Below are 17,864 nucleotides of genomic sequence, written 5' to 3'. Positions count from 1 at the left end.
ATATAATACCCATATAGCTCTACGGATTCAGACTCGGAATCTAGATTCTGAATCTCTCATAAAAAGGCTTTTGAGGATCGAGATTTAGGGGCTTTCCGGGGAAGCGGCGCGTCAGCGGGACCCTCAGGCCTTCGACCGGGCGAGGCGGGAGCCCCCTCCCCTCTCCCCGGAGTCTCGCGAGAGTCTTGGGTCCCCAAGGCGTGAGTCGGAGACTCCGCGAGCCTGAGTCCTCCCTCGACAAAGGCCAGATCAGCCGGAGTCGTTTCCCCGGGGAAGAGTCGAGCCAAGGCTTGAGCCGGTGGAACCGGCTCGCCTGTACGTGGGCTGATGATTCGCCGTCCCGATCCGGGACTCATCCTCGACTCTGCGGCGCCGACCGGAGCCCGGCAATACTTGGCGGCGACTCGCGGTCAGCGCGGCCCGGAGGGTTACCGAGAGGCTGACCGGTCGCGGCAGAGCGTAGGCAAGTCAGCGTGGAGTCGTTCACCTCCCGTAGGCAGGTCTGCGTGGCCGCAAGCCGGCAAAAGGCGTGGAATCTCAACGGCGAGGCGGTCGATTCCGAATTCCACGGAGCCGTTGCCGCGCGTAGGCGATTCAGCGTGGTCGGGCACGGTCCCGGCGGCGGCGACGCGTAGGCAACTCGGCGTGGGAAGGCGGTGGCGGTCGGTTGCTGCGATGCCGTCGGACGGAAGCTTCGGGATGATCTTCGCTTGATGAGCCGAGTCCGGGTCGACTCGCAGGCCTCGCCGGGCCAGCTTTGCCCACGATGTGAGCAGCATAATTTTGATATTTTTCGCCTTTAGAGCCCGTTTATCTTGGTATGAGCGATCATCCATTTACATCGACCAGTGACACATCCTCCTGGCCATTTCCGGGCCGTGACGCGGAGCCCGGGATGCTGGGGAGCGCGGCAGAGGACCGGCGGATCGAGCGCTGCCTGATACCGCCGCGCCGTCGAACGGATCGGTTCGACGGCGCAAGGCAAGCCCGAACGGGCGCCGGCGCTGATGCGCCGGACGCCTTGGCATCGCCGTGTCGATGCCAAGGCGCGAGGGGATGACCGTCGTAGCCTCGATCCGGCGCCGACGCCTCTCGACGTCATGCCGGAGCGCGCCGCAGGCGAGAGCCCGGGATCCATGACCGCTGACGCTCCCGGATCCGGCAACCAGGAGACCGCTCGCCCCTGGACTGTCGGCGGTCCTGGATCCCGGGTTCCGCTGTGCGGCCCCGGGATGACGATGGAAGGGTTCAGGCCAGCCTGCCCGATCGAACACGCTCCGAAGCATGGGCGGTTCGAGATCGAGCGACCTCAGAACGCCGCCCACGGTTCGCGAGGGGTGTAGGGAACATCCCCCATCGCAGGGATGCATCCAAATGAAAGAAAATAATCCTATATACAGTCACGCCAAACACAGCGCCGGCGCCGTGACGCGCTCACGCCGCCGCCCACCGGCGGACGCCCCTCCCCCGTCGTAGGGAACTCGGCGGAATCAAGCCCTTGCCCGGGCTCGCTTATTCGCAAGCGCCGCCTTGGGGGGCACCAGCAGGTCCTTCGGATCGGATGGCAGCAGCTGCATGCCCCCGTCGTCGAGGGTCAGGCGCAGGCGCGGGAACACCTCGGTGAGGTGGGCGACGTCCTTGCGGAATTCCTGGCGGAACGAGCGGATCGAGCCGTTCTCGCTGCCGAACTGCTTGTAGAGGTTGTCCCAGGTGAGCCGCAGCGGCCGCTCCAGGCGCGAGAGCCGGTAGCCGACCCAGAACAGCAGGTCGAGCTTGCGCGCCGAGCCGGCAAAGGCGCGGGCGGCGCGGATGTCGACCGGCAGGGCGTGCTGGATCAGGTTGTCGTAGAATTCGCGGTGGAAGGTGATGGTCGAGGACCACAGCAGGCCCTGATCGGGATGGTTGTGCAGCGGCAGCCAGACGTCCATCTGCCGGAACGGCGGCACGTTGAGGGTCGAGGCGCGGGTGCCGTCCCACAGGCCGATCTGCATCGAGCAGGCGGCGAGCCGGTTGAGCTGCTCCTTGAACTGCTTGAGCGTGCCGCGCTCGCCGCCGGTGACCGGAAATCCCATGTCGCGGATGAAGCCCGACATGCTCTGCGCCACCTCGACCTTGGGGCTGCGCTGGCGCACCGCCTCGGTGCAGAGATGCAGCAGCAGCAGCCGCGCCTTCGGGCCGTAGGGCAGCCCCTGCATCTCCATCTCGCCGGTCGCCGGGTTGATGAGCCGGCCGGCATTGATGGCGAGCGTATTGCGGCCGTATTCGCGCGAGACGTTGGTGACACCCTTCGGCTCGCGATACGGCAGGCCGCAGAGCGCCAGCACCGAGTGGATGTGCTGGATGTTCTCGGGTGCGGCCGGCTCGTTCTCGATCACCTCGCGGACCATGTCGCGGCGGCGGGCGTTGCGCGGCAGCCGGGCGCGCTCGGCCTCGGCCTCGGCCTTGAGCACGACGAGCTTCTCGCGCGCTTCCAGCTCGGCGTCGCGCTTGGCCTGGCTGGCACGCACGAAGGCGAGCGTCGCCTTGTAGGCGACGCTGCCCCGCGCCTTCTCGACGATCTCGACGAGGTCGGCATCGCGCACGCCCTCGACGGCCTCCTGGCTTACGGCCTCCTGGCTGATGGCCTCTTGGCCCAATGGCTTTTGGCCTACGGCCTCTTGGGCTCGTTGCGGCGGGTTTGTCATCTCCACCAAAGCGGCTCCGCACGGGGATGCGCGGACCGATCAGGCGCGCATCGTGACTCTGTTTGACCGAGTCCTAACGCGTGAAACCCGAATCGGCAGAGTCGAGTCCGGCCGATTCCGAAGCAGAGCGGCAGATTCCTGTGAATCTGTGTGTCTAACCGGTGAGTCTTCGTCCCACCGGCTTGCAACGGGGTCGAACCTTAATCGGTCTCGTCGCGGCCCTTCGACTCGGCGAAGGCGGCGTAGAGCTGGGGAAGACTCTGGATCAGGTAGGCGGCGAAGTCCGGCTCGACCGTGTCGTCGATGGTGAGCTGGGTCCGCTTCGCATCGCGGTCGATCCGCACCATCGGCCGGCCGCCGAGATTGGTCCAGACCGCGGGGGCCGGCACCGGTCGCGGCGCTGGCGCGGTGAGGCCGCTCAACAGCCGGGCGAAGCGGTCGTCGGAGGACAGCTCCGAAAAATCCGGTGCCGCCAAGAGGCGGGTCACCACCTCCCCTGCCCCGTCCCGGGCCAAGGCGTCGGCGAGCGCGGTCCAGCGCGGCCGCCCGGCCTTCGGCGCCGGGCCGACGGCCGCCACGACCTGCGGCGGCACCGCCCGGCCGATGCCGATCAGCCGCGACAGCTGGGTCTTCTCGACCGCGAGCGCCGCCATGATGGTGGCGCGGTCGAAGCCGCGATCCTCGAGCGCGATCGCGAACAGGGCCCGCTCGATGTAGCTAAGATCGGCCCGGGCCGAGTTCTCCTGGCCCTGCGCGACGACGAGGTCCTCGTCGGTGAGCGGCTTGACCACCGCCCGCACCGGCCGGCCGAGCTCGGCCGCGGCGCGCAGGCGGCGGTGGCCGTAGGCGACCTGGTAACGTCCGTCCGCGCTCGGGTGTGGCCGCACCAGGATCGGCACCTGCTGGCCGCGCTCGCGGATCAGGGCCACGAAGGCGGCGTGCTCCTCCGGATCGCCCGACAGGCGGTCCTTGACGAACGAGCCGTCGATCAGCGCCGGATCGAGCTCGACCACCCGGTCGCCGGAAGCGACCATGGCGCGGGCCTCCGCCGCCGCGCTGGCGATGCGGCCGAGGCTGCGCCCCATCGCGCCGACGGCGCCGGACCGTACCAGCGGGCGCGGTGCCTCGGGCGGGGTTTCCACCGGCTCGACCGGGTTGCCAACTGGCAACTCGGGCGGCGGCTCCTGGGAGCGGGCGCCGAGAGCGGCGCGGAGGGCATCCTTACGCTTCATGCCGGCACGCGTCCCCAGGCGCGGTGCATCAGGCCTTCGATCTCCCCGTTCACCCCGTCGAGCGCTTCGATCGCCCGGTCGTAGGTGGCGCGGGTAAAGCTCTCGCGGCCGATCTCGTAGAGGGTCTGCTTCGACAGGCCGGCATCCGACACGGCGGTCGATTTCAGCATCAGGTGGGTCAGCACCCGCTCGCGGAACAGCGAGCGCATAAAGCCGACCATCTGGGTCTGCGGTGCGTCGGAGGGTTCGTAGCGGGTCACGACGTAGCGCAGGAAATCGTAATCGAGGTCGGCCCCGGCCTCCTGCACCACGCCGAGCAGGTCGGAGGCCATCAGCAGGAACTGGCACATCGACATCACGTCGAGCATCTGCGGATGCACCGTCACCAGCATCGCGGTGGCCGCGCAGAGCGCGCCGAGGGTGAGGAAGCCGAGCTGCGGCGGGCAGTCGAGGATCATCACGTCGTAATCGTCGGCGACGCTGCCGAGCGCGGTCGCGATGCGTCCGAAGAACGGCTCGGCGTTGCGGTCGGCCAGGACCCGCGGGGTGTCGTGCTCGAACTCCATCAGTTCGAGGTTGCCCGGCACGAGGTCGAGGCCCGGGAAGTAGGTCTTGCGCACCACCTCGGCGAGCGGCTTCTGCTCGTCGTCGTGGCGGATCGCGGCGTAGAGGGTCTGGTTGGGGCCGACGTCGAATTCCGGCTGGTAGCCGTGCAACGCGGTGAGGGAGGCCTGCGGGTCGAGATCGACGGCGAGCACGCGGTAGCCGCGGAGCGCCAGGTACTGCGCGAGATGCGCCGCCGTGGTGGTCTTGCCCGAGCCGCCCTTGAAGTTCACCACCGCCAGCACCTGGCAATGCTCATCGCCGGAGCGGTGCGGCACGTAGCCCTTCGCTTTCGGACCGTCGTCGAGCAGCTGGCGCAGCTCGTTGATCTGGCCGAGCGTGTAGGAGCGCCGGCCGCCGGGGCCGATCTCCGGCTGCGGGCCCTTGCTCGCCAACGAGAGCTGACGCAGGTAGCCATCCGCCACCCCGATCAGCTTCGCCGCCTCGCCGGAGGAGAACGAGCGTAGCAGCTTGTGCGAGGCCGGCGGGAAGAGCGTGCGCCGGAGCGCGTTCAGCTCGTTCGACAGCGCACCGCCATCATCGGCGATGATCCGGGTGATCGAGGGGCGGTCGGAGATCGCGGCTCTCGCCTGCTCCTGCGGCTGGTCGGGCATTTACGGTTCCACAGCGCATCACGGAAAAATTCCGTAAGACGATGCCAGCGTGGCCGTAGGGAGGCAAACGGTTTTTGGTTTACGGGCATTAACCATGATTGCGCGGTTCGCGGTTGCCAGGTGGCAACCCCGCACGAAGCAGAGCCAGTTGCCATCTGGCAACCGGAGCGAGCCAGGCTCGCGGCGTGAGCGGATCTCACGAACGGGTGCGATCTTCTCGATGGTCACCGCCGGACCGATCGCTTAACGCCTTCGCCATCCCGGTTGCGGAGACGATACGATGGCGGTCCTGGAGAGCGAGGCGGATCTCGAGCGCATCTACGGCGCGTTCGGTGCGGTGGGCGAAGCCTCGACCGTGAAGGTCGCCGACCACATCACGCCGCATTACCGCCGCTTCCTCGAAGCGGCCCCGTTCCTCGCCCTGGCGACATCCGGCCCGGAGGGTCTCGATTGCTCGCCGCGCGGCGACCGCCCGGGCTTCGTCCGCCTCGCCGATCCGCGCACGCTGCTCCTGCCCGATCGGCGGGGCAACAACCGGATCGACAGCCTGCGCAACGTCCTGCGCGATCCGCGGGTCGGGCTGATGTTCCTGATCCCCGGCATCGGCAATGCGCTGCGGGTCAACGGCCGGGCGGCGATCGACGACGACCCGGATCTCTGTGCGTCCTTCGCCGTCGACGGCAAGGCGCCGCGCACCGTGATGGTGATCCGGGTCGGTGAGGTCTATTTCCAGTGCGCCCGGGCGCTGATCCGTTCCGGCCTGTGGCGGGCCGACGCCCAGGTCGATCCGAAGACGCTGCCGACCCCCGGGCAGATTCTGGCCGAGTTGAGCGAGGGCCGCGTCGGCGGCGAGACCTACGACGCGGCCTGGGCCGAGCGGGCAAAGCAGACGATGTGGTGACCGTTCACGCGGTGAGGCAGGCCGCGCCGGCGGCGATCGCCAGGCAGGAGGCGATCCGGGCGATCGTCAGCTGTTCCTTGAGGAAAACCCGACCGATGATCGCGGCATAGACCACGCTGGTCTCGCGCAGGGCGGAGACCACGCCCATCGCGCCGAATTGCATCGCCCCGATGACGATGCCGTAGGCGAGGATCGAGACGAGGCCGCCGGCCAGCGCCATCGCGGTCTCCGCCCTGGTATAGGCCGGCGGCCGGCCGCGCATCGCCAGGAAGAGCGGCGGCATCGTCAGGCTCCAGAGGAGGAACATGGCGTTGGCATAGGCGAGGCTGTCGCCCGCGAGCCGGACCCCGATCCCGTCCACCACCGTATAGGCGCCGATCAGCACGCCGGTGGTCAGCGCCGCCGGCAGGGTGCCGGTCCGGAGATGCCGGCCCTGGAAGGCCAGCGACACGATCCCGCCGGAGACCAGCGCGATGCCGAGGCCGGACAGGAGGGTGACCGCCTCGTGCGCGAAGACCATCGCGCCCAGGGCCACCAGGACCGGAGAGGAGCCGCGGGAGATCGGATAGGTCTGGCCGAGATCGCCGGTGCGGTAGGTCCGCACCAGCGACAGGTTGTAGCCAGCATGGATCAGCGCCGAGGCGATCACGTAGGGCCAGCTCGCGGCGTTCGGCCAGGGCAGGACCAGGGACGCCGGCGCCGTGACGAGGGCGACCGCCACCATCATCAGGGTCATCGACCACAGCCGGTCGCTGCCCCCGCGCAGGACCGCGTTCCAGCCCGCATGCAGGATCGCCGCACCGGTGACGGCCGCGAGGAGGACGGGCGTCACGGGGCGGCCCGGGGAGGGGATGGGGACATGACGGCCGCCTCGATGAAGGGATCTGGAGTCAGGGTGCCTCTTGCCAGATGCGCCGACAAACCATTTGTTCGGACCGGACTTGCCAGGAAAACTCACCCGACCGGGATCGCTGTTTCCATGCGGCGCGCGCTGCCTCCCCTGAACGCCCTTCGCGCCTTCGAGGCCGCCGCGCGGCTGGGCAGCTTCAAGGCGGCTGCCAATGAGCTCGGGGTGACCCACGGCGCGGTCAGCCAGCAGGTGCGCCTGCTCGAGGACTGGCTGCGGACGAAGGCGTTCGAGCGGCACAACCGGCGCGTGGTGCTCACGCCGGCGGCCCGGGCCTATCTGGCGGAGATCGGCCCGGCCCTCGACCGGATCGCCGCCGCGACCGCGTGTTACGGGCACGACGAGGGCGCCGTGCTCCGCATCAATGCGCCGGCGAGCTTCGCCCTGCGCTGGCTGGTGCCGCGGCTGGCGGCGTTCCGCACGCGGCATCCGGGAACGCAAGTCCGGCTCGAGACCTCGAACCAGCCGCTCGAAGCCCTGGCCGCCCCGTACGACATCGTCATCCGCGGCGGCCCGGATCGCTTTTACGGCGTCGCGGCGCGGCCGTTCCTGTCCGAGGAGCGGCTGCCGGTCTGCAGCCCGGGCCTCCTCGACCGGGTGCCTGTGCGCTGCCCGGAGGACCTGGGCCGCCACACCCTGCTGCACAGCGCGAGCCTGCCGCGGCTCTGGGACGACTGGCTCGCTGCGGCCGGGATCCCGGGCCTCCAGCCCGCGGCGGCCCTGACCCTCGACCACTTCTATCTCACGCTCCAGGCCGCCCTCGACGGGATCGGCCTTGCCATGGGCCCGACGGCGCTCATCGCCGACGACCTCGCGCAGGGCCGCCTCGTCGCACCGTTCCCGGGACCGCGCCTGCCGGCCCGGGCCTATTGCGCGTATGTGCGGGAGGGGAAGGCGGTGGACGAGCCGGTCGCCTCGTTCCTGGCTTGGCTCCTGGAGCAGGGAGAGCCGGTCGGGGCACGGTGACAGATGTCGGCCCGGCCGCTTCCATCGATCGTCGCGACGGAGCGCACATGCTCCACCGTCAGTCCGGGCTCCGCGGCGCGGCCCCGGACTGACCGGGCGGGGAGTGAGATCGCCCGCAAGGCGGGCATGTCGTATCCGCGACCACGCACCGCCGGGGGAGCGATGGCCGGGGAGGGCGCGTTGCCGCTACAACCCTCCGGATGCAGAAGACCTTCACCGCCGCGCGCGAGGACCGGCCCGGCCCGGCCTGGCTCGCCCGCTTCCGCGATGGCCGGGACGAGGCCGCGCGCTGGTATCTCGGCGAGGGGGCGCCGGAGACCCCGACGGCCGCCGAGTGCCGGGCCGCCCTCACGCGCCATATGCCCGAGCTCGTCCCGCATTACGATGCGGTGTGCGGCATGGTCGGCGACGACGACCTCGCCCACCGCATCCTCAGCCATTACCGTCCGGCCCCCCACCGGCAGGGATGCAGCCAGGCCGTCTGGCTCGGCGAGGACGGCCCGGCGCTGGTCCGCAACTACGATTACCCGCTTCCCGTCATCACCGGCCGCATCGAGCTGACCGCGTGGTCGCGCCGGCGGGTGATCGGCATGGGGCAGCGGCCCTGGGGCGGGTGCCTCGACGGGATGAACGACGACGGGCTGGTGGCGAGCTGCACGCTCGGCGGCATCGCCCGGCGGGGCGAGGGTTTCGCCATCATCATGATGCTGCGCTACGTGCTGGAGACCTGCGGCACGGTGGCGGAGGCGGCCGAGGCGTTGCGCGGCCTGCCGGCGGTGCAGCTTCACAACGTCACGCTCCTCGACCGGACGGGCGCGCACGCGACGGTGTTCCTCGGGCCCCGGCGCGCGGCGGCGGTGACGCATCACCGGACCTGCACCAACCATCAGGAGCGGGCCTCGCCCGCCTCCCGCTCGACCCTGCGCCAGCGCGTGCTCGATGAGGCGCTGTCCGACCCGTCGGCGACGCTGGAGACGCTGACGGCGCGCTTCTTCGCGCCCCCGCTCTACTCGCGCAAGGCTGCCTTCACGACCGCCTACACCGCGATGTACCGGCCGGCCGCCGGCCGCGTCGATTACCTCTGGCCCGGCCGGCGCTGGAGCCAGAGCTTCGACCGGTTCGAGGAGGGCTCCTACACCCACGATTATGGTGAACTGGAATCGTCCTGAGCGTGCCCGGTCTTCCGCCGAGGCGGACGGAGAGTTCCACGTCCTTGCCGAACGGCACCGACGGGTAGCCGGAAGCCGGGTCGCGGACCCGGGCGAGGTCGTCGGGGCTGTGGCCGAGGACGTTCCCGGCTTCGCCGATGCGAAGGGCCGGATCGCCGGCGAGACGATCGCGATGACGCTCGACGCAGTGGGGGGAGAATCTCGGAGCTGAGCTTGGACGGGCCGGCGGTCGAGGCTTGTGCCGAGGGGGTGGCCGACATGCTCGACGCCTGTCTGACGCGGCTGGAGGCAAGGGGCCGGTGAAGGCGGGACGGTCGTCCGTCGCCTCGGATCGCTACTGCCCTCCCGGAGCCTGCACCCGAGGCACCGGCGGATTTCGGTGGCGGCCTGGCGCGAAGTCGCACCTACCCCTGATCCTGCTCCCCCGCCCGCGCCGTCTGCGGCAGCACCTGCTCCGGCGGGCCCGAGGCTACGATCCTGCCCCCCTCCAGCACGTGCACGGTATCGGCCCCGGCGAGGCTGGTCAGGCGGTGGGCGATCATGATCAGCGTGCGGGTGCCGGAGAGCCCTTGCACTGCCCGCATCACCACGCCCTCGGTCTCGTCGTCGAGGGCGGACGTCGCTTCGTCGAACACGATCACGTCGGGGTCGTGGTAGAGCGCCCGGGCGATGCCGATGCGCTGGCGCTGGCCGCCGGAGAGCCGGGCGCCGCGCTCGCCGACCCGGGTGGCGTAGCGCTCCGGCAGGGCGGCGACGAAGTCGTGCGCGCCGGCGAGCCGCGCCGCCCGCTCCACGCCTGCGTCGTCGATCGCGTCGAGGCCGAAGGCGATGTTCTCGGCGATGGTGCCGTCGATCAGGAAAATGTCCTGCGGCACGTAGCCGATGCGGTTCTGCCAGGCTGGCAGGGTGGCGGGATCGAGGGTCGTGCCGTCGACCGCGATCCGGCCTCTCGTGGGCTGGAGGAAGCCGAGGATCAGCCCGATCAGGGTCGATTTCCCTGAACCGGTCCGGCCGACGAGGCCGATTGTGGTGTGGGCCGGGATCGTCAGCGTGATGCCGTCGAGGGCCGGGCGGCCGGGCTCGTAGTCGAAGCCGACGTTCTCCAGGCGGATCGCGTCCCGGAACGGCAGCCGCTCGGGACTGCGGGGGGCGGCCGGGCGCTCGCCCTGAAGCCCGTCGACGACGAGCCGCACCGCCGGCAGGTAGAAGCGCAGCAGCGCGAGCGCGTTGAACACGTTCTGGAACGCCGGCAGCATGCGGTAGCCGGCGAAGGCGAACAGGCCCAGCAGCGGCAGGATGCCGGCGGTGTCGAGCCCCTGCGAGAGGGCGAACAGCACCACCACGATGACGCCGCCGAAGGCCAGCGCCTCGATGACGAAGCGCGGCAACTGGCCGGTGAGCAGGCTCTCGGCGCTGGCCTGCGCGTAGGCGCGGGCCGGGGCCTCGAACCGGCGCGCGAAGCCTTGCGCCCGGCCGTAGAGCTTGAGCTCGGTGAGGCCGCCGATCGTCTCGTGCACCACCCGGAACCGGGCCTCGTTGCCGGCCACGGCGCGAGCGCCGATGCGGGCGAGCCGCGCCCGCACCACCAGGAAGATGCCGACATAGAGCCCGCCGAAGCCGGCGCCGAGGATCAGCGCCAGGCGCGGCGAGACGACGAGCAGGAACGCGATCACGGCGAGCGCCGAGTTCGCCCGCGAGGCGATGACGGTGGCCGGCGTCAGCACGCCGACGACGAGGCGGTCCGTCTCGCTCAGGATCGTCTTGGCGAGTTCGGCGCTGTTGGCCGTGGTGAAGAACAGCCGCTCGCGGTCGATGGTGCGGAACAAGAGCCGGCGGGCGAAGCCGTAGCCGACCGCGTGGCTGAAGCGCAGCTGGGCGTAGGTGAGCCCGGCATTGACGCAGGAGGTGGTGAGGATGGCGAGCAGCGCGCCGAGCCCGACCACGATCAGGAAGCTGCGGTCGTCGGCGAGCCCGAGCCCGTCGCGGAGGGCGCCGAGCGCCGGGATGCGCGAGGCCGCCCCCGGATCGCCGACCAGCGTCAGGAACGGCACCACCGAGGCGACGCCGACCACCTCGAGCAGGGCCGCGAGGGCGAGCCCGGCCCCGATCAGCCCGGCGCGGCGGCGCTCGCGCGGGGTCATGGCGCGGAGAAGGTCGATCAGGGCGCGCATCGGGGGCTCGTCGGGGGAGGGGAGGGGGCATGCGCCCCATCCGGTGCGTGAAAACCGGCCAGCCCTTGTCCCGGCAAGGGCTGCCCACCCCGCCTCAGAACATTCGCGCGGTTGCGAGCGGCACCACCACCAGGTCGAGGGCCGCCACCGCGGTACCGATGACGAGGGCCCAGCGCAACCCGGGCGCGGCCGGGCGCGGCACCACGGCGAGGACGAACATCGGGATCAGCGGCAGGAAATAGCGCCCCTGCGGACCGTCGATCCGCGCCTCGCCGACATGGGTCCAGGACAGGTACTGCGACAGGGCGACGAGCCAGGCGGTGACGAGGGCCGCGACGCCGAGCAGCGCCATGTCGGCCCAGCGCACCCGCAGGCCCCGCCGGCACATGAGCACGAGCGCGATGAGGCCCGCACCCCAGGCGGCGTAGACGGCGGCCGGCAGCGGCCTGTCGTTCCAGCCGAAGGTCCCGATGGCGCCTTGGGCGAGCGTCAGGGCGCGCTTGAGGCCGAACAGACACTGCGCCGGCAGGGTGAGGATCAGGCTCGGATGGGCGAGGAGCACCCGGACCTGCGCGCCCGTGTCGGTGCCGAGGAACGGCGCCGGGCTCGGGCCGGGCCAGAGCGGGCCGGCCTCGTAGGCGAGGCGCGGCACCGGCGTGGCGATCGTGGCGGTCGCATAGGCGATCCAGAGCGCGCCCGGCAGCACCGCCAGCACCGCGACCGCGACCCGGCGCCAGACGATCGGATTCGCCCAGAAGCGCGGCGGCAGCGGCACGAGCAGCATCGCGGCGATCGCCGCGTAGGGCGGCTTGGCCAGCACCACCAGGGCGACGAGGAGGGCGGCGAGGCGCCGGCGCCAGGCCGCATCGTCGGTGAGGAGCGCGGCGGCCAGCGCGCAGGCGGCGATCATCAGGGCGTCCTGGTTGAAGGACGCCGCCAGCGACAGGCTCATCGGCAGCACCAGCACCCCGAACAGCAGCGCCCGGCCCCGCCGCGCCAGGGCCAGGGCCGCGAGCCCGAGGGCGCCGTAGGCCGCCGCGTTGGCGAGCCGCCCGAGGAGGGCCGCGGTGGAATGGCTCGAGCCCAGGGCCTCGCCGGCACCGATGCCGAGCGCCGCCGGGACGTAGAAGCCCGGGAAGTAGGTGCCGATGGTGTAGAGCGGCAGGAAGGCCGGACGGCCGGGCGCCGGCATCGGGTCCGGCACCGGGATCATGTCGGGCGCCGGCGGCCGGCTGCGGCTCACGACCTCCCAGGCCGGATCGACGGTGACGCCGGCCGCCGGGCGGGCGACGCCGTCGGAATAGGTCACGGTCTCGCGGTGGCCGACCATCTGGCCGTCGCCGAGCGCCACCGTCCGCAGCAGATGGGCGGATTCGTCCGCCACCTCGCCGAGCGGCACGAGGAAGGCCAGGATCAGGCAGAGCGGCAGGCCGAAGAGCGCGAAGGCGGCGAGCCAGGGCCGGGGCCCGTCGCGGACGGTCACGGACGCTCGCCCCGGGGCGCCACCGCGGGCGTCGGCGCATCAGGGGTGAGCGTCCCGGCGAGCCGCTTCAGCTTGCGCAGCAGCAGCAGGGTCGCGCCCAGGCCGAGCACGAGGACGCCGCCGCGCAGCCACTCGGCCTCGCCGGCGAGCGCGGTGCGCCCGAGCGCGCCCAGCATCACGTAGGCGAGCAGCGCCGGCAGGGCCGCCAGCGTGCCGATGAGGTAGTCGGAGAGGCGCACGCTGCTGAGGCTGAGCGCGTAGCTCGTCGGAGCGAAGGGCATCACCGGCGAGAGCCGCATCAGGCCGACGAGGCGCCAGCCCTCCGCCGCCACCGAGCGGTCGAGGGCGGTGGCCCAGCGCCCGCCAGGCAGGGCACCGGACCGGCGCCCGCGCAGCAGGGCCCGGCCGATCCAGAAGCTCAGGAGCGCGCCCGCCATCGTGCCGGCGGCGGCCGCGGCGAAGCCCGGGCCGGCACCGAGCAGCGTGCCGGCGGCGATGCCGAGCAGCGAGGCCGGCAGCACGCCGCTCGCGGCGATCAGGGTCTGGGCCGCGACCAGCAGGGCCGGCCCGGCGGCGCCCTGGCGCTCGCACAAGCCGGAGAGCCAGGCGATCATGTCCGCCGGAGTGCCGGGGGCGACGAGGCCGAGCCCGAAGGGCAGGGCCGCGAGGAGCGCGAGGCCGGCGGCGAGGGCGAAGCGGCGCCTCACGGCTGCACCCGCACGGCGCCCGCCGCGGGCGCGGCGAAGAGCGGGTCGGTCCGCAGGCCCCAGCGGTGCAGCCGGTACACGAGCGCGGTCTTGAGCACGCCGAGGCCGTAGACGACGCTGCGGCGGAAGTTGATCGAGGAGGCCTCGGGGAAGTAGCGGGTCGGGCAGGAGATCTCGCCGATGCGGAACTCGGCGTCCATCGCCTGGGCCAGCATCTGGTTGTCGAACACGAAGTCGTCCGAGCAGCTGTCGAGGGGAAGAGCCTCCAGCACCGTGCGGCTCCAGGCGCGGTAGCCGCTGTGATACTCCGACAGCTTCTGGCCCATCAGCAGGTTCTGCACGAAGGTGAGGCCCCGATTGGCGACGTACTTGTAGAGCGGCATGCCGCCGGCAAGCGCCCCCTTGCCGAGGATGCGCGAGGCCAAGACCGCGTCGTACTCGCCCGAGACGATCATCGAGGCCATCGCGGTGACGAGGCGCGGCGCGTACTGGTAGTCGGGGTGGAGCATCACCACGATATCGGCGCCGCGGGCGAGCGCCGTGCGGTAGCAGGTCTTCTGGTTGCCGCCGTAGCCGCAATTGCGGGCGTGCCGGATCGTCGTCAGGCCGAGCTCGTCCGCCACCGCCACGGTGTCGTCGCGGCTGGCATCGTCGACCAGGATGACGTCGTCGACGACGTCGAGGGGAATTTCGGCATAGGTGCGCCGTAGGGTCGCCGCAGCATTGTAGGCCGGCAGGACGACGGCGATCTTCTTCCCGTGCAGCATGGAGAGTCCGAGGTTTTTTCCTCCTCTAGGCAACCTTGCGCAAGGTCGCCAGCCCCCGGACTGTCCGGAGGCGCGATGAGCCGCGGGCTGTGTCCGAAAAACCGTAGGGAAGGGCGGTCAGCGCGGCGCCGGCGCGCCGATCGTCCGCAACAGGCCGGGCAGCGCCCGGGCGAGCAGGCCCGCCCCGCGCAGCACCTCGCCGGCCTCGGTGCCCGAGCGCCGCACCAGCGCCTGGACGAGGCGCAGGGGGACCTGCGCGCCGAAGGCCGTCGCCACCAGGGCGAGCGCCGTCGCCCGGCCGTGATGCTTGGCGGCGTAGCGGATCTGGCTCTCGAGAAAGCAGGCCAGGCGATGGGCCTTGGCCGCCCGCGTCGTGCCCTGGCCCTCGTGCCGCACGGTGATGCCGGCCAGATGCCGCACCGAGAAGCCCGCATCCTGGGCCCGGGCGCAGAGATCGACATCCTCGTAATAGACGAAGAAGCGCGCGTCGAAGCCGCCGAGATCCGTAAACAGCGACCGGCGGATCATCAGGAAGGCGCCCATCACCTGATCGACCGCCCGGTCCTCGGCGTGGTCCCACTCGGTCATGAAGTGCGAGGGCACCAGCCGCGCCCGGTCGAGGAGCAGCGCCTGGCCGATGAGCGAGCCGGCACTCGGCCGCCGGGCGCAGGAACGCTGCACCGCGCCGGCCTCGTCGAGGAGCTGCGCCCCGACGATGCCGGCGGCCGGATCCGCCATCAGCGCCGCATGGGCGCCGGCGAGGCTCGCGGCGGTCACCCGCGCGTCGGGGTTGAGGAACAGGATCGCCGGAGCCTGCCCCCGCGCCGCGCCGGCATTGCAGGCCCGGCCGAAGCCCTGGTTGTCCGGGTTGGCGATCACCTCCGGGCCATGTCGCAGGCGCGGAAGCTCCGCAAGCGAGCCGTCGGTCGAGGCGTTGTCGACCACGACGACCCGCACGCTCAAGGTTTCGCCGAGGCGGTCTTCCGCCGCCGCCAGGCTGGCGAGGCAGGCCCGCAGCAGGGCGCCGCCGTTCCAGTTGACGATCACCACGTCGAGGGCGGGGGAGGTGTCGGTCATCGCGGCAATCCTTTCGGCCGCCCGAGCCGGCCGCGCAGGCCGTCGAGCACGGCGCCGGCGAGCTGGGCGAGCACGCGGGGGCGATAGCCGGAATCGGCCCAGTAGAGCAGGGCCTGGAGCGGCAGGTAGGCAGCCTGGCGGAGACGCCAGGCCCGGGGCACGTGCGGCAGCCGCCAGGCATAGACGCTGTTGCGCAGGTAGGCCGCCATCCGGAAGGGCGGCTGGCGCGGCATCTCGATGCCGAGCAGCTGCCAGCGGATCACCCCGCCCCCGACATGGTGGGGGAGGGCGGTCCGCGTCTCCATCCAGCAGCCATAGCCCTTCGCCCAGGCGCGGAAGCACCATTCGAGGTCGACGCCGTCGATGAAGAAGTCGCTCCGGAACGGGCCGATGCGGGCATAGGCCTGAAGGTCGATGAGCGAGCCGGAGGTGGCCAGGAACGCCACCGGTACGAGGGAGCCGAAATCCGGGATCTCCGGCCGACGCGGATAGGCCGGCGCCTTGCGGCCGGGCGCCGCCTCCGGCCGGGGGCCGACCACGGCCGGAGGCTGGCTCAGGGCCCGCAGGCGCGCCATCGCCGCTTCCAGCTCCGAGACCTGGGCCGGCGTGAACACGGCGTCCTGGTCGAGGAGCAGCACCTGTGCGGCTCCCGCCGCGGTGGCCGCCCGGGCGATGGCGTCGAGGGCGCCGCCGACCCCGATATTGTCGCCCGCCGACAGGACCCGGGCGCCGCATGCCGTGAGGTGGGCGGCGACTGACGCCGGCAGGCCGCCATTGTCGAACACGATCGTCGGACGCGCCTCCGCCGCGACCCGGGCGCGCAAGGTCGCGACCTGCTCCGGCGTCGGCCGGAACACCGTGATGCCGATGGCGACTGGCGCGGGGGCGGGAGAGGGCGGCAGGGGCGTCTCGCAGGATGTCTCGGCCGAGGGCCGGCGCGCGCCCGCGTCCGGCGCGGCGTCGGGATGGGTCACGGGGGGCCTCGTCGCAGTGTGGGCCGTCGGGGCGGGTCAATGCGCCGGCCGGGCAGCGACATTGTGGCGGCACCGTCCGGCCGGGAGGACGATCGGCCGTGATCCGGGCTACGTGGGACTCTTGCCCACGTCAAGCCGGCATCGACGGACCTGTGGCCACTATGCGGATCCTGGATAAACCAAGCGAAGCGGCTCTTCCCTTGAGGATGAGTTTCCGTATCGTGCCGCCGCAATGGTTTACGATCTCGACACGCTCCATCCGCCCGCCGCATGGCGGCGCCTCGCCGTCCCCCTGGAATCCGCCTCCGACGCGCTGGTCCGCCTCGACGAACGCCTCGCCCGGGCCGAGCCGGTGCTGGCCGACGGGGTCCGGGCGCGGGCGCACCTGTTCGACGCCCAGGCCGCCCTGCATCTCGACGGCGAGCTCGTCGCCCTGGAGGATCTGGTGCTGCACGAGGCGGCGATGGACGTGCGCCGCCCGACCCTGGCGCTGGGGCGCGCCGTCGCCGTGCTCGCCGACCGCCGCCGCCTCGCCGCCGCGGCCCCGGGCTGGGCCTTCTCCGCCGCCGGCTGGTCGCTGCTGGCCGGGCCCGAACCCGAGGCGCCCGAGCCCGAGGACGAGGAGGACCGGTATGAGCTGGCGGAAGCGGCCGACCCGGCCTTCGCGGCCATCGACCGGCTGCTCCTGCGCACCAGCCGCACCCTCGCCCGCGTCGAGGCGGGCGGGCCGGCCTCGCACCCGGCGCCCGGGGATCCGGTCGCGGGTTGCCCGGTCACGACCTGGCGGCGGGTCCTCGACGACACGCGCGATCTGCCGGCCGTGCTCGCCGCCGCCGTGGCCCTCGATGCCTGGCTGGTGCTCGATCCGGCCCCGCGCCAGGGCCATCGCGGCCCCCTCGCGGCGGCGGCCCTGCTGCGGTCCCGGGGCAAGGCCCAGGCCCATCTGCCGGCGCTGTCGCTGGGCCTGCGCGAGAGCCGGGCGCGCTGGTCGCGGGCGCTGCCGCTCGCCGACCGGCTGGTCGCCCTCCTCGGGGTGGTCGAGACCTCGGCCCGCGCCGCCGGGCGCGACCTCGACCGCCTGACGCTCGCCCGGACGGTGATGCTGCGCGCCTGCGCGGCCAAGCGCCGGACCTCCCGGCTGCCGCAACTCGTCGACCTGTTCGTCGCCACGCCCCTCGTGACGGTTGCGAGCGCCGCCCGGGCGCTCGCGGTCACCCCGCAGGCGGTGGAGGGGATGCTGGCGGAGCTCGGATCCGCCCGGCCGCGGGAGTTGACGGAGCGGCGGCGGTACCGGGCGTGGGGGATCGTGTGAGGTATTTGCGGCTTGAGACGCAGCCACCTCACAAATGGCGATCGAAATCCATCCGCTGATGCAGGATACGCACGATCTCGATCACGTCGCCGGTACGGCTTCGATAGAAGATGACGTGTGAACCAACCACGAGCTTGACGTATCCAGGGCGGACATCGTCGACCCTGCGGCCTCGCGCCGTGCCGCTGGCCAAGCGGTCGAAACCATCTGCGATGGTCTGAACATAGCGGTCAGCCTGCGCTTCGTCCCAGCGCTCGGCCGAATAGGTTCAGATGCCGGATAAGTCGCGGCGAGCGG

General features: G+C 71.7%; 14 protein-coding genes and 1 pseudogene. 4 read left to right on the top strand and 11 right to left on the bottom strand.

The genetic code is table 11. The features are described 5' to 3' along the window. Nucleotides 1-1,490: 1,490 nt before the first annotated feature. The 3 genes from FF100_RS08545 to repA form a co-directional block, all read right to left on the bottom strand. Complete coding sequence (locus FF100_RS08545) at nt 1,491-2,582, bottom strand: replication protein RepA (protein WP_246101972.1); 1,092 nt, start codon at nt 2,580-2,582, stop codon at nt 1,491-1,493. Between the two features lie 302 nt (nt 2,583-2,884). Next, complete coding sequence (gene repB, locus FF100_RS08540; protein ID WP_139035127.1) at nt 2,885-3,916, bottom strand: plasmid partitioning protein RepB; 1,032 nt, start codon at nt 3,914-3,916, stop codon at nt 2,885-2,887. Further along, nucleotides 3,913-5,133, bottom strand: coding sequence for a plasmid partitioning protein RepA (gene repA / locus FF100_RS08535; protein WP_139035126.1), 1,221 nt, complete (start codon nt 5,131-5,133; stop codon nt 3,913-3,915). Before repA ends, repB begins: the two co-directional genes overlap by 4 nt. A 280-nt stretch (nt 5,134-5,413) precedes the next feature. Between repA and FF100_RS08530 the strand changes: the two genes are divergently transcribed. Next, nucleotides 5,414-6,034, top strand: a complete 621-nt coding sequence (locus FF100_RS08530; protein WP_139035125.1) for a pyridoxamine 5'-phosphate oxidase family protein — start codon at nt 5,414-5,416, stop codon at nt 6,032-6,034. A 4-nt stretch (nt 6,035-6,038) separates the two neighbouring features. Here FF100_RS08530 and FF100_RS08525 read toward each other — a convergent pair whose 3' ends face one another. Then, on the bottom strand, nt 6,039-6,866 hold the full coding sequence (locus FF100_RS08525) for an EamA family transporter (protein WP_205824811.1): 828 nt from the start codon (nt 6,864-6,866) through the stop codon (nt 6,039-6,041). A gap of 147 nt (nt 6,867-7,013) precedes the next feature. On the opposite strand from FF100_RS08525, the gene gcvA reads away from it, so the two are divergent. Together gcvA and FF100_RS08515 are read left to right on the top strand one after the other, a co-directional pair. Next, complete coding sequence (gcvA, locus tag FF100_RS08520; protein WP_139035124.1) at nt 7,014-7,907, top strand: transcriptional regulator GcvA; 894 nt, start codon at nt 7,014-7,016, stop codon at nt 7,905-7,907. Nucleotides 7,908-8,107: 200 nt separating this feature from the next. Further along, nucleotides 8,108-9,076 (top strand): C45 family autoproteolytic acyltransferase/hydrolase, encoded by a 969-nt coding sequence (locus FF100_RS08515; protein ID WP_139035123.1) that lies wholly within the window; start codon nt 8,108-8,110, stop codon nt 9,074-9,076. A gap of 404 nt (nt 9,077-9,480) precedes the next feature. Here FF100_RS08515 and FF100_RS08505 read toward each other — a convergent pair whose 3' ends face one another. From FF100_RS08505 to FF100_RS08480, 6 genes are all read right to left on the bottom strand, one after another. Continuing rightward, nucleotides 9,481-11,247 carry an ABC transporter ATP-binding protein gene (locus tag FF100_RS08505; RefSeq protein WP_139035122.1) on the bottom strand — a complete coding sequence of 589 codons (1,767 nt, stop codon included), beginning with the start codon at nt 11,245-11,247 and terminating at the stop codon, nt 9,481-9,483. A 94-nt stretch (nt 11,248-11,341) separates the two neighbouring features. Continuing rightward, the gene (locus FF100_RS08500; protein ID WP_139035121.1) at nt 11,342-12,730 is read right to left on the bottom strand and encodes a DUF2142 domain-containing protein; all 1,389 of its coding nucleotides are present in this window, start codon (nt 12,728-12,730) and stop codon (nt 11,342-11,344) included. Beyond that, entirely contained in the window at nt 12,727-13,437 is a 711-nt protein-coding gene (locus FF100_RS08495) for a TVP38/TMEM64 family protein (RefSeq protein WP_139035120.1), read from the bottom strand. Before FF100_RS08495 ends, FF100_RS08500 begins: the two co-directional genes overlap by 4 nt. After that, nucleotides 13,434-14,204, bottom strand: coding sequence for a glycosyltransferase family 2 protein (locus tag FF100_RS08490; protein ID WP_139035119.1), 771 nt, complete (start codon nt 14,202-14,204; stop codon nt 13,434-13,436). Before FF100_RS08490 ends, FF100_RS08495 begins: the two co-directional genes overlap by 4 nt. Before the next feature lie 117 nt (nt 14,205-14,321). Continuing rightward, entirely contained in the window at nt 14,322-15,281 is a 960-nt protein-coding gene (locus tag FF100_RS08485) for a glycosyltransferase family 2 protein (protein ID WP_139035118.1), read from the bottom strand. Further along, on the bottom strand, nt 15,278-16,255 hold the full coding sequence (locus tag FF100_RS08480; protein WP_342778987.1) for a glycosyltransferase family protein: 978 nt from the start codon (nt 16,253-16,255) through the stop codon (nt 15,278-15,280). Before FF100_RS08480 ends, FF100_RS08485 begins: the two co-directional genes overlap by 4 nt. Before the next feature lie 232 nt (nt 16,256-16,487). Between FF100_RS08480 and FF100_RS08475 the strand changes: the two genes are divergently transcribed. Further along, complete coding sequence (locus FF100_RS08475; protein WP_139035117.1) at nt 16,488-17,567, top strand: RHE_PE00001 family protein; 1,080 nt, start codon at nt 16,488-16,490, stop codon at nt 17,565-17,567. A 28-nt stretch (nt 17,568-17,595) separates the two neighbouring features. Here FF100_RS08475 and FF100_RS08470 read toward each other — a convergent pair. After that, nucleotides 17,596-17,820 (bottom strand): annotated as a pseudogene (locus FF100_RS08470) (type II toxin-antitoxin system RelE/ParE family toxin); the annotation flags it as partial. Between the last annotated feature and the right edge of the window lie 44 nt (nt 17,821-17,864).

This window comes from Methylobacterium terricola, from assembly GCF_006151805.1.
GTDB classification, from domain to species: Bacteria; Pseudomonadota; Alphaproteobacteria; order Rhizobiales; family Beijerinckiaceae; genus Methylobacterium; species Methylobacterium terricola.
The sequence above is the reverse complement of the archived record's forward strand: the minus strand, read 5'-3'. Positions and strand labels throughout refer to the sequence as shown.

Excerpts from the sequence above, each read along its gene's own strand:
- repA (WP_139035126.1), bottom strand. The coding sequence starts at position 5,133 with ATGCCCGACCAGCCGCAGGAGCAGGCGAGAGCCGCGATCTCCGACCGC.
- FF100_RS08485 (WP_139035118.1), bottom strand. The coding sequence starts at position 15,281 with ATGACCGACACCTCCCCCGCCCTCGACGTGGTGATCGTCAACTGGAAC.
- FF100_RS08475 (WP_139035117.1), top strand. The coding sequence starts at position 16,488 with ATGGTTTACGATCTCGACACGCTCCATCCGCCCGCCGCATGGCGGCGC.
- FF100_RS08505 (WP_139035122.1), bottom strand. The coding sequence starts at position 11,247 with ATGCGCGCCCTGATCGACCTTCTCCGCGCCATGACCCCGCGCGAGCGC.
- FF100_RS08515 (WP_139035123.1), top strand. The coding sequence starts at position 8,108 with ATGCAGAAGACCTTCACCGCCGCGCGCGAGGACCGGCCCGGCCCGGCC.
- repB (WP_139035127.1), bottom strand. The coding sequence starts at position 3,916 with ATGAAGCGTAAGGATGCCCTCCGCGCCGCTCTCGGCGCCCGCTCCCAG.
- FF100_RS08530 (WP_139035125.1), top strand. The coding sequence starts at position 5,414 with ATGGCGGTCCTGGAGAGCGAGGCGGATCTCGAGCGCATCTACGGCGCG.
- gcvA (WP_139035124.1), top strand. The coding sequence starts at position 7,014 with ATGCGGCGCGCGCTGCCTCCCCTGAACGCCCTTCGCGCCTTCGAGGCC.
- FF100_RS08490 (WP_139035119.1), bottom strand. The coding sequence starts at position 14,204 with ATGCTGCACGGGAAGAAGATCGCCGTCGTCCTGCCGGCCTACAATGCT.